The sequence below is a fragment of the Histophilus somni 2336 genome, from assembly GCF_000019405.1.
Taxonomy (GTDB): domain Bacteria; phylum Pseudomonadota; class Gammaproteobacteria; order Enterobacterales; family Pasteurellaceae; genus Histophilus; species Histophilus somni.
In genome coordinates, this window is record NC_010519.1 from 768,172 (window position 1) to 779,476 (window position 11,305).

The 11,305-nt window shown below is 43.8% G+C and carries 14 protein-coding genes; all 14 read left to right on the forward strand.

Going from position 1 to position 11,305, the window contains the following annotated elements:
• Positions 1-2 precede the first annotated feature (2 nt).
• The 14 genes from HSM_RS03450 to HSM_RS03515 all read left to right on the forward strand — a co-directional run bounded on the left by HSM_RS03450 (position 3) and on the right by HSM_RS03515 (position 11,303).
• Positions 3-437 (forward strand): gp436 family protein, encoded by a 435-nt coding sequence (locus HSM_RS03450; protein WP_012341500.1) that lies wholly within the window; start codon positions 3-5, stop codon positions 435-437.
• Complete coding sequence (locus tag HSM_RS03455; RefSeq protein ID WP_041605024.1) at positions 421-1,062, forward strand: DUF1834 family protein; 642 nt, start codon at positions 421-423, stop codon at positions 1,060-1,062. The genes HSM_RS03450 and HSM_RS03455 overlap by 17 nt, the downstream gene beginning before the upstream one ends.
• A complete protein-coding gene (locus tag HSM_RS03460) occupies positions 1,059-1,241 on the forward strand; it encodes a DUF2635 domain-containing protein (protein ID WP_012341502.1) in 183 nt (60 codons plus the stop codon). Before HSM_RS03455 ends, HSM_RS03460 begins: the two co-directional genes overlap by 4 nt.
• Positions 1,234-2,649, forward strand: a complete 1,416-nt coding sequence (locus HSM_RS03465; RefSeq protein ID WP_012341503.1) for a phage tail sheath subtilisin-like domain-containing protein — start codon at positions 1,234-1,236, stop codon at positions 2,647-2,649. The genes HSM_RS03460 and HSM_RS03465 overlap by 8 nt, the downstream gene beginning before the upstream one ends.
• A gap of 9 nt (positions 2,650-2,658) precedes the next feature.
• Positions 2,659-3,033, forward strand: coding sequence for a hypothetical protein (locus tag HSM_RS03470; RefSeq protein WP_012341504.1), 375 nt, complete (start codon positions 2,659-2,661; stop codon positions 3,031-3,033).
• The gene (locus HSM_RS03475; RefSeq protein WP_012341505.1) at positions 3,033-3,404 is read left to right on the forward strand and encodes a phage tail assembly protein; all 372 of its coding nucleotides are present in this window, start codon (positions 3,033-3,035) and stop codon (positions 3,402-3,404) included. The genes HSM_RS03470 and HSM_RS03475 overlap by 1 nt, the downstream gene beginning before the upstream one ends.
• A gap of 77 nt (positions 3,405-3,481) precedes the next feature.
• Positions 3,482-3,619, forward strand: coding sequence for a hypothetical protein (locus HSM_RS03480; protein ID WP_240731011.1), 138 nt, complete (start codon positions 3,482-3,484; stop codon positions 3,617-3,619).
• A 47-nt stretch (positions 3,620-3,666) separates the two neighbouring features.
• Positions 3,667-6,084 (forward strand): phage tail tape measure protein, encoded by a 2,418-nt coding sequence (locus tag HSM_RS03485; RefSeq protein WP_012341506.1) that lies wholly within the window; start codon positions 3,667-3,669, stop codon positions 6,082-6,084.
• A 2-nt stretch (positions 6,085-6,086) separates the two neighbouring features.
• Complete coding sequence (locus tag HSM_RS03490) at positions 6,087-7,418, forward strand: DNA circularization protein (RefSeq protein ID WP_012341508.1); 1,332 nt, start codon at positions 6,087-6,089, stop codon at positions 7,416-7,418.
• Complete coding sequence (locus HSM_RS03495; protein ID WP_012341509.1) at positions 7,408-8,553, forward strand: phage baseplate assembly protein; 1,146 nt, start codon at positions 7,408-7,410, stop codon at positions 8,551-8,553. Before HSM_RS03490 ends, HSM_RS03495 begins: the two co-directional genes overlap by 11 nt.
• Positions 8,553-9,209, forward strand: a complete 657-nt coding sequence (locus HSM_RS03500) for a phage baseplate assembly protein V (RefSeq protein ID WP_012341510.1) — start codon at positions 8,553-8,555, stop codon at positions 9,207-9,209. Before HSM_RS03495 ends, HSM_RS03500 begins: the two co-directional genes overlap by 1 nt.
• A 78-nt stretch (positions 9,210-9,287) precedes the next feature.
• Positions 9,288-9,638 (forward strand): phage GP46 family protein, encoded by a 351-nt coding sequence (locus tag HSM_RS03505; RefSeq protein WP_012341511.1) that lies wholly within the window; start codon positions 9,288-9,290, stop codon positions 9,636-9,638.
• Positions 9,639-9,651: 13 nt separating this feature from the next.
• Entirely contained in the window at positions 9,652-10,716 is a 1,065-nt protein-coding gene (locus HSM_RS03510; RefSeq protein ID WP_012341512.1) for a baseplate J/gp47 family protein, read from the forward strand.
• A complete protein-coding gene (locus HSM_RS03515) occupies positions 10,716-11,303 on the forward strand; it encodes a YmfQ family protein (RefSeq protein ID WP_012341513.1) in 588 nt (195 codons plus the stop codon). The genes HSM_RS03510 and HSM_RS03515 overlap by 1 nt, the downstream gene beginning before the upstream one ends.
• The last annotated feature ends 2 nt before the right edge of the window (positions 11,304-11,305 follow it).

Sequence of the window (11,305 nt, forward strand, 5' to 3'; positions counted from 1 at the left end):
CGATGGCTTATGCAACCGTTGCCGATTTTGTCTTGCGTGTGGGTGAGTTACAAGCCATTGAGCTGACCGACCGCGATGGCGTGGGGGAAATTAATGAGCAGGTGTTAGAACTTGGACTAGCGGATAGCTCAAGCCAGATGGACGGTTATTTGTCAGCTCGTTATGCCCTGCCCTTGCTCTCCGTCCCACAAAACTTAGTGCGGTTGTGTTGTGATTTAACCCGCTACCGCCTTGCCAGTATGTCGGGAGTGGATATTACTGATGAGATTATTGAGCGTTACAAGCTCAGCCTAAAAGAGCTGGAACAGCTAGCTAAAGGAGCTATCTCATTAGGGTTGCCAGAGCTTAATGCAGACAGTGAGGACAGCGAGTTTTCAGGGGCGATATTTTTTAGCAACAATAAAAACAGGGTATTTAGCCGTGATAACAAAGATTGAACAAGCCTTAACTGACCGCTTGCAACGAGGATTAGGCAAACTGGTTAATACGGTGAAAAGTTATGGCGGTGAATTTGATGATGAGAGCTTTAGCACAGCTCGGCTACCTATGTGTTTAATCACTTATGGTGGCTCTCGCATTGAACGAAAAGCCACTAGTGCAAAGCGTTATCAATCCACCGATACCTTTGTGATTATGCTTGCCGTGCGTTCTTTGCGGAGCAATCAAGCCGCCCGTCAAGGTGGCGTGGATAAACGCGAGGTGGGGGTTAATCAGCTCATTAGTGCGGTTCGCCGTTTGTTAGATAGCCAAACCTTAGGGGGATTGGTCAAACCGCTTAAGCCTACGGCAGTGCGTACCATTTTTAACAATGCCAAGTTTAACGCGAGTTCAATTACTGCTTATGCGTTGGAATATGAAGTGGTGTATGACGATGTTAGCCCGTTAGAAGATGGGTTATATCCCGAACCTACCACCGATGAAACCAGCCCTGATTATGTGTTTAGCGTTTATCAGGGGGAGCAATCCGATCCTGCACCGACATTGGAACATATTAATTTTAATCTTTACAACCCAGATACTAACGCCGATCACCCTTTTGTGGTGGCGATGGAGGAAAAATGAAAGTAAAAGCCGCAGTTGGCATTAAAGTGCCAATGGAAAATCAACCTTACCGCTATATTGAGCAAGAGCCAGTGGAGGTTGAAGACAGTATCTATTATCAACGTCGCATTAATGACGGGGATTTAATCGTGGTCAATGAACCGCGTAACCGAAGAAATCGGGAGGCAAATAATGACTGATACTAATATCGAATTTGAGCATATTCCAACAAGCCTTAGAATGCCGGGTGTATATAGCGAATATAACGCTCAAAATGCTGTGAGTACCTTACCAACTAATGAGCAAAATGTATTGATTATTGCTCCAATGGTCGGGGGCGATACGGCTTATTCTGCCCCTGTGCCGATTTATTCCGATATTGATGCGAAAAATGCTTTTGGGGCAGGTTCTTGGGGGCATTTAATGGCTCGTATTGCCATTCAAAACAACCCGATGATCCGTTTAACGGCAATTGGCTTAAAAGATAATAGCTCAGGCGTTGCGGCAACAGGAAGCTTGACCTTAAACGGCACAGCAACAGGTGCGGGCGTAATTAAAGCGATGATTGGCGGGGTGGAATATGCCATTTCAGTGGCAAAATCGGAAACCGCCAGCGACTTAGCCACCCGATTAAGTGCGGTGATCAACGCGGGTGAATATTGCCCTGTTACGGCATCGGTGAGTACGGCAACCTTAACTTTGACAGCAAAATGTAAAGGGGAAATTGGCAATGAGATTGAACTTAGCGTACAAAGTACTGCACAAGGCATTTCAGCGGAAGCCAGTGCCTTTGCGTCGGGTTCGCAAAATGCCGATCTTGCCTCTGCACTTGCCAGTGTGGCAGGCTCGCATTATCACATTATCATCTCGCCGTTTGCTGATGATAAAAATGCCACCGCACTTCGCAATCATCTTGAGCTTGTTGCAAGTCCAACGGAGAAAAAGCCTGCGATTGGGGTGCTGGGTTGGCGTAGCACGATGGCAGCCGGCACAACCTATGCGAGCAAAATTAATGCCAACCGTATCACTTGTGCGTGGTACAAAGGGGCGCTTGAAGCAAATGCTTTACTTGCAGCGGGTTATGGTGCAGTCATTGCCAGTGAGGAAGACCCCGCACGTCCGCTCAACACCTTAGAGTTGAAAGGCTTAACCCCTGTTGATGCCACGCAAACGCCATTAAAAACCGAGATTAATCAAGCCTTATTTAATGGGCTAACACCGATTACGGTGGTAAATCATCGGGTGCAAATTATGCGGGCGATTACCACTTACACCAAAAATCCTGCCAATGTGGACGACCCCGCGTGGCTTGATTTAACTACCATTCGCACGATGGACTATGTGCGTAAAGCGGTTGAACAGCGTGTTGCCTTGCGTTTTCCGCGTTCAAAACTGTCTAAACGCACACCGCCAAAAGTGCGGTCAGAAATTTTAGATGTGTTGTATCGCTTGGAAAACCAGGAAATTATCGAAAATGTGGACGCACATAAAGGCAAATTATTAGTGGTGCGTAATGGACAAGACCCAAACCGCTTGGATACGCAAATTCCAACGGATGTGGTGAATGGCTTGCACGTGGTGGCAAATCGTATTGATTTAATTTTATAGGAGTAAGTAATGGCTGAAAAATATGCAGGCTCTGCGGTGTTAGAAGTGGACGGCGTAGAGATTGAGATTGCCGATCTAAACGTAACCAAACAAACAGGGCGTAAATTGGTGAAGACAATGAACTCCGAAGGGCGTGCTAGAGGCTTTGCCAAAGGGATTGCCACTTGGGAAATCAGTTTAACCGCAGCCCTCCCAATTGATGGTTCTGAAATTGATTGGGCGGAAATTAGTGATGCCAAAATCACTATCTATCCCCTTAATCAAGAAGATAAACGTACCTCTTATTTGGGCTGTTTCACTACGCAGGTGGGGGAAAAATACACCGTAGATAATGAAGCTGTGATTGATATTCAGATGAATGCACTTAAAGAGGTGAGCGAATAATGGACGGACATTTACTTTTAGGCTTGCCCGTTGATGGTAAGCGATATTTTGATTTTAAGGTGCATTTGCTCACATTGGGCGATGAGTGCAATGCCCTTGAGATGATTGCGAATCTTGGTATTGCTACAGGTGAGGCTAAGCCATTAAGCCAAGCAGAAAAAATGCTGATGGATTTAGCCTATTTATGCCAACAAGTGGAATTTGTTGGGGTGGATAAACAATATATTACCCCTGAATACTTGCTAAAGCGCCTGGCAACAGATGATTATCTCCTGATTGCTGAGACTATTTTGGCATTGCGAAAAAAGCATATCGCCGCTGGGGAGAGCCAACACCAAGAAAACAGCCACGCCCCAACTGCTATGACTTAAAGGCGGCAGAGCAACATTATCGAAGTGCGGTGGTTTTTTTAGCGAAATTAGGCTTTACGCCCCAGCAGGTGCGAGAAATGAGCCATTTAGAGGTGTCGGCTTGGGTGGAAAGTCTGTTGCAATCTCAAGGGGCAAAATCACAAGCGAATGGCATAAGCAAAGGCGATACAGTGCATTACAACCTTGTACGCCGCAGGCAACAACAAGAGGCGTAAGCCTCTTTTTTTTATGGGTTTAAAACAAATTTAATAAGGGTTTAAAAATGGCAAATCTAAAAATGTCTTTATGGCTTAAAGCTAAAGATTTTGCAAGTGGCGTTGTCGATAAAATGCGTAGCAATGTCAATAAAGCGAATAAAGATATTGAAAATCAAGCGGTGCGAAGCGGGCAAAAACAGCAAGAAACCGTAAAGCGTACGGCTCAAATTACCGAGCAATCTTATCGCCAAATACAGCAAGCTGCTCGAGCAAGGCAAAGTTTGGGAATGCGGAGTGAAAATGCTATCCAGCGTGAAATTAATCAAACCATTGCCGCTTATCAACGTTTAAAAACCAGTGGTGTCGCCTCAAGCCGAGAAATTGCCCGTGCGGCGGTAATAGCTAAGCAAAAAATTGCCCAGCTTAATGCGGAAATGGGCAAAGTGTCGACAGGGCAACGGTTGGGGAATGTTGTTGGAAAAACCATGGCTATTGGCGGAGCGGTTTATGGCGTAGCCAGTACATTAAAGCCCGCAATGGATAATAAAAAGCAATGGGATCAGAATGTTGCTCAAGTTGCATTAACCGCCTTCAATGATCAAGATGCGGATTATATCAAAACAACAGGTATCGCACGCGTAAATAAAGCAGCATATGAAACAACCAAAGCCGTTGGTGCGGGAACCACGGATATGGCGTTATCCGCATTAGATGGAATGATTAAAAATGGTTTATCTTTTGACCAAGCCGAAGCAACATTGCCTACAGCAATGAAAATGATGGTTGCGGGACAAACAGACGGTAATCAAGTGGGTGCACTTCTTCAGGTCTTGAAAAATTATGGCTTTAAGGGAGAGGATTTACAAAAAGCCTTAGAGGTTACTTTGCAATCTGGTTTTGATGGTAAGTTTGAGGTGTCAGATATGATCCAACACCTACCTAATTTGCTTTCTATTTCTAAAAATGCGGGCTTTCACGGTTTAGAAGATTACAAATATTTACTTTCAATGACACAGGTGGCAGCTAATCAAGCGGGGTCAAATGATATTGCTGCTAATAATGTTGCCAACTATTTGAATAAATTAAATAGTGTCGATACCGCACAACGGTTAAAAAAAGTGGATATTTCCAATAAAAAAGGTTTGCAAGGCATTGATTTAGAAAAATCCTATCAGCGTGGTTTAGCCAGTGGGAAAAATGCTTCACAGGTAATGGTAAGTATTGCTGAAACGTTGCTTAAAAACGATCAGGAATATGTGAAGTTACAGCAAAAACTGTTGCAAACCAAAGATGAACAGAAAAAAGAGCTTATCAAAGCCCAAATGGATTTAAAAAAAGGGGCGGTGCTTGGTAAGTTGTTGCCTGATGTACAAGCAAAAGCAGGGTTTAATGCGGTAACAACCCAGCAAGAAATGGATAAGTATCAAGCCAATCTTGAGGACGGCAAAATTGGCAAAAATATGGATAAATCTGTCAAGGTGCTTGCTGGAACGGATCTAGCTAAAGAAGAGCTAGCCAATTCCTTAAATAAATTTAGTCAAGGCGAAGTCACCGGCTGGTTAAATAGTATTGAACGTAAAATTAATGACGAAGTGATTTCTGCACATCAAAACGGCAACGGGCAAATGGTGGGTAATTTAGGCTTAGCAATGGATGTGGGAAAATCAGCAGTGGGCTATGGTTTTGGTGGCTGGGCGTTAGGAAAAGGATTATCTGGCGGTTTGGGGCGAGCAGGCGTTGGTGCGGCGACGGGAGCAGGTTTAGGTGTTGTACCCGTTTTAAAAGCGGTAGGTAAAGTGGGCGTTGTTGGCACAATCGCAAGCTTAACTACATCACCTGAATTAGATAGTAAATCTCAACAACTTCTTGATTTACAACATAAAGTACGTTCAGGAACAGCCACAGAGGAAGAAAAACAAGCGTTAATGCAACAAATTAACCAATCTAGAGAAGAAGCAAAATTACAAGACGCACTTTATAACACAGGTAATTCACTTGGTGCGTATTTTACCCGTAAAAGTGTAGAAAAGTCTTATATGGCTTATCTCAATAGCCGTTTGGAAAAAGGTGATATTTCGGAAGAGGTTCGGGCTCAAATTGAAGAACGAAATGCCTATTATCAGAAAGAGCAGGCAAATTCATTTCGTTTTCGTAAAGGATCACCTTATGTTGCTTCTTCTCATTTTAGTGAGCAAGCTGATCAAAGTGCGACTCGCATTGCAGGCCTTAGCTCGCCTATCGGTTTGACAATGCCAACCGCGGAGGGAGGAACACTTGCAAAACTTGAGCCCGCCTTGTCGAACTTAGCCAATTACCGAGCTGACTTTGAGCAATTTGGGCAAACCTTGAGTGATGCCTTAAAACAAGCCATTGAGAGCCAAAATTTTGTGATCCAAAATCAAATTAAGGTGGATTTAGATGGACGAATTGTGGCTGAACAAACTTCAGAATATCACTATCAAGATTTAAAACGTTGGGGGTAAAAATGAAAGGTTGGACAATGCCTATTCAACGCGCCAGTTATCGTGGTGTGCGTTTTGAGGTGATTTCGGTAGATGATGAATTAAACCGTGCCACCATTGATCACGCCTACCCTTTTGTTAATGGGGCGGATATTGAGGATTTGGGTTTAAACCCTCTTACGGTACGAATGCAAGCAGTGTTTTATGGCGAGGGCTATTACACGGATTTCAAGCAGTTTTTAAGTGCGTTACAAAAACAAGGGGCAGATGTGCTAGTCCACCCTATTCGGGGTCGGTTGCCGAATATGCTTTGCACTTCGGCAAATTTTCGCCACGATGCGGAAATGATTGATTATGTGGCGTTAGATTTAACTTTTGTAGAAAGTACACCTGCCAAGCCGATTTTTGTTTTTGAGTTTTCTTTTTTGGCTAAAATTGATGAACTTTTAACACAATTGGAAGATTTTATTGATGAGGTATTAGCGTTTTTTGCTCAAATCATGGAGGTGGTTGCCTTTGCGATGAATGTAAAATCACGTTTATTAGGGGCTTTTGGTGCATTACAAGGTTGTTTTGAACAGCTTTGTGGTTTATTTGATATGGGCAAAACTTTTTTTTCATTGCCTTCTACATTTGGTGCAATGGATTTTAAAGCAAAATCTTCTCATACCGCTAAAGCAATTACACATATTATAGAGCAAGGGCTAACCCAAGTTGCTCAGCGTTCTGATCTCACAACTAAAGCAAAATTTGATGAAACAATAAGAACGGTAAAGCAAATTCAAGCCATTCCTCAAAATTTACTTTCAGGTAAAAATATGAATTTATCGCAACAACAGGGGATAAAATCATTAACAATGTCATTGTCAACTGAAAGTATTGAACCAGTGCATTTGTTGATGCAATTAACTTGTACAGCGACGTTAATTCATTTGGCAACGGGGTTTATTGAAGACGAAACATTATTGCCGCAAGAGATTGACTATATTACAACCCTTATAAGGACTCATATTGTGTCAACCTTGCAATTATTGCGTCATCAAGCCCAAAAAGAGCAAGCAAATTCTGCACTAAATTCAACCGCACCTAATACTGGGGTTTATACCGCTACTCAGCAAATTGCGGAGAGATTACGAACTTTATCCCATCATTTTACCCAGCTTGCAATTTCGGCGATTAATCGTAAACCACCATTAACGGTTAGGGTTGTACCATTTAATGGCACGATTCAACAGATCGCCCATGCGTTTTATGGAGATTATCGCCGTTCCGATGAACTGCTACGCTTAAACCCACAAGTTAGGTTTCCGAATTTTATTGCTCAGGGGGAGTTATTAAATAGTTATGTCAATTAATTATCCTTATGAAAATGATGTGGTGGTTGAAATTGCGGGACAGCAGCATAACCACTGGAAAAGCTATGACATTGACAGTGATTTTTTAATCCCTGCGGATGCCTTTCGTTTTGAAATCGGCGTGGCTTCAGAGCATACCCACTTACCCGATTTTTCGGGGCAAGAAGTAAAAGTGCGGATCAATGGCGAGGTGGTGCTGACGGGCATTGTGGACACCACCCAGCACGGGATTAGCAAAACGAACCGCACTTTTAGCCTAAATGGGCGAGATAAAGCCAGCATTTTAGTGGATTGCTCTGCCCCGATAACCAATGTGAAAGGGCTAACGGTGCTTGAGGCGGTGCAAAAAATTGTGAATCCGTTGGGTATCACAAAGGTTGAGCTTAACGCCGAAAATAATCCCACTTTAGATAAAGTCGATATTGAAGTGGGCGAAACCGCGTGGCAGGCTGCTATCCGTTGTGCTAATTCTGCGGGGCTACATTTATGGTTTGATGCCCAAGGTACGCTAATTGTGGGCGGTGCGGATTACTCCACACCACCTGTGGCAACGCTATGCTGCCTAAAAGATGGTAAACGCAATAATTTTGAGCAAGCAGAGTTGACCTATGATGTATCACAGCAATTTAGTGAGATCACCTTTTTAGCTCAACGCCACGGGCGAGCTGGGGACGATAATAAAAACGATTTAAAATGGGTGTACAAAAACGAGGCGATGACCACTTATAAGCCGAAAACGGTGGTTGTGCCTGATGTGGAAAATTTGGCAGCGTTGCAAAAATGGGCGAAAAAATATCTCTCAGACAGCATTTTAGAAGGCTTTACGCTAACTATCATTGTACCAGACCATAAAACCCAAACGGGGCAATTATGGCAACCGGGTCAGCGTGTTCACGTGATTTGTGAAGAATATGATATTGATGCCATCTTTTTCTTGATAGGACGACGTTTTACCCTTTCCCGTTCAGGCGGTACACAAACCGAATTACGCTTAAAACAAGATGGAGTTTGGACACCCGATGCTTATGTTGGCAAAGCGGAAAAAGCCCGCAAACGGAAAGGTAAAAAAGGTAAAAATGGGCCGTTAATGGCAACAACAGGTGATGGTAAATGGGAGATAGTTAGGGGTAAATAATGCGTCGATTTAGTCAAGCAATACAACAAACCGCACAAACGACATTAAATGGCGTGCGTCAGGCTTTTCGTGGCGTGCTAAATTTAGTAAACAGTGCGGATAATATTCAAAAAACGCAAGTATCAGGGCTAGCTGACGAGACCTTGCAAGATGTGGAGCTAATGCAGCATTTTGGGTTTACCTCCGTTCCCCCAGCTGGTACGCAAGCGGTGATTATTCCCATCGGTGGGCAAACCTCGCATGGGATTGTGGTTGCAACCGAAAATGGGGCGTTTCGGGTCAAAAACTTGCAAGGCGGTGAGGTGGCTATCTACGACCAAAGTGGCTCAACCATCGTGCTTAAGCAGGGGCGGTTAATTGAGGTGGATTGTGATGATTTTGTACTTAATTGCAAAACCTATCAAGTTAATGCGACAACGGGGGCAAATTTTGATACGCCAAAGTTAGAGACCACGCAAGTTTTAACCGCTCAAGGGAAAATTAATGGCAACGGTGGTATGGCGGTGCAAGGTGGCAGCGGGGCAACCTTTAACGGTGATGTGACGCAAATCGGTGGTAACATTACGACTGATGGCGATGTTAACGCAAGCGGCAAGTCTTTGGTTAATCATACTCACAGAGGGGACAGTGGTGGCAATACCGGCTCACCACAATAAATCTATTTACAACAATAAAAAGCGGTGTGGAACTCCATCACCGCTTTTTTTGTATCTGTTTTACGTATATTTGTCAGTATGGACAGAGAGTTAAGCCCGCTTACTGGGGACTATACAAGTAAGACAATCAGTACGCTCGCTAATGCGGCGTATATCAGATTAACCACACCTTTAGGCTCTTGGTGGGCAGATGGGCGTGTAGGCTCTCTGCTCCACTTAATTCAGCGTGAAAAAGACTTAACCCGTGTTGGACTTATCGCCCAACAATACGCCGAAGAAGCCTTACAGCCCTTGCTTGATGATGGGCGAGCAAGTCAAATCCAAGTAACGCACCAGCAACCACATAATGGCTGGTTAATTTTACATATTGAAATCATTGATAATCGGGGTGAAACATATCGCTTTAAACACCCTGTAAAAGTCATTTAACGGGAGTTTAAAAATGTTTGTTGTACCCACCTTAGATGAGATAAGAGCAAGCATTTTACGCGATATGCAAGCCCTTGATCCTCAAGCCGATGTGAGCGTAGACAGTGATAATTACGCCCGTGCCTCAAGTTTAGCAGCGGTGGCTGAAGGTATTTATGCACATCAAAAATGGCTGATTAAACAGTTTTTTCCAGATACCGCCGATACGGAATTTTTAGAGAAACACACGGGATTGCGAGGCATTCGCCGCCGTAATGCCACCTATGCCAGCGGACGAGGGGCAACCATTACGGGGCAAGAAAATGCCGAGATCCCTGCAGGATTGCAAATAAAAACGGAAGATAACCGCTTTTTTGAGACCCTAGAAAGTGCGGTCATTTCTAGCACGGGTTTTGTGGTTGTGCCTGTTCGCTCCCTTGCTACAGGAGCGGGACAAAATATTAAAACCCAAACCAAAGGCAGTTTTATGGCTGCCCCAGTTGGTGTGCAAAGTGAAGTGATACTCAATGAAGTCATTGGTGCGACGGACGCAGAAAGTGATGCTTCACTGCTTGAGCGTTTGCTTGAGTTGATCCGCCGTCCTCCTGCAGGAGGCAATAAATATGATTATCGCAATTGGGCGTTATCCGTTGATGGCGTAACGGCGGCTTATGTGTATCCCTTGCGGAGAGGATTAGGCACGGTGGATATTGCCATTACGGCAGACAATGATGTACCCAATGAAGAAACCATTCGCCGAACACAAGCCTATATTGATGATGTCCGTCCTGTTACAGCGAAAGAAAGCAAAGTGGTAAAGCCTGATGTAACGAAAATCCATTTTGATATTCAGGTCAAAATCAGCGGCATTACGCTTCAAGAGATAACGTCAGCAATACAAGCCGCATTGGCTGATTATTTTAATACGCTAATCCCCGGTGATAGCTTGATTGTGTCGCAATGCGAGGCAGTGGTGAATAATTTAGTGGGTGTTGTGGATCGCAAATTTATTACCCCAACTGCGAATCGTACCGCTGACGTTACCCACAAAATTGAGTGGTTTAGATTGGGGAACGTGAATGTGTCGGAGATGCACTAATGGCTAATGATTACAAACACGCCCTTGCTCAGCTCTATCCGCCTGTTTCCTACAATATTAACGGTAAACAATTTTTAGCCCAATGTGAGGTTGATGGAAAGGTTTTTCAACGTTTAGAACAGCGTGCAACGGAAGTGTTAAATGTGATTAACCCTGAAACTTCGGGGCAAATGCTCGCTGATTGGGAACGGATTTGTGGAATAAAAACCGATACCCAAAAGACCTACACTGAGCGAGTGAAACGGGTCATTTTGCAGCTTAATGCCATTGGTGGGTTGTCTATCCCCTATTTTATGCAACTGGCTCAAAGCATTGGCTATCAAATTGAGATTAAAGAATTTTCACCATTGCAACAGGATTTGCCTGTTCCCGGTGACATTGTGCAATTTAGAGACGAACCGCAAGAAAGCCTGATTTTTATGTGGCGAGTTTCTGTTTTAAATGGTGATGACAATATTGTGTATTTTCGAGCGGGGCAGTCTTTAGCGGGTGAGCGACTAGTTGAGTTTGGCGATCCCATTATTGAAGCCTTTTTTAAAGAGTTAAAACCCGCTCATACTTACTGTTATTTTGCATACAAAGGTTAAAA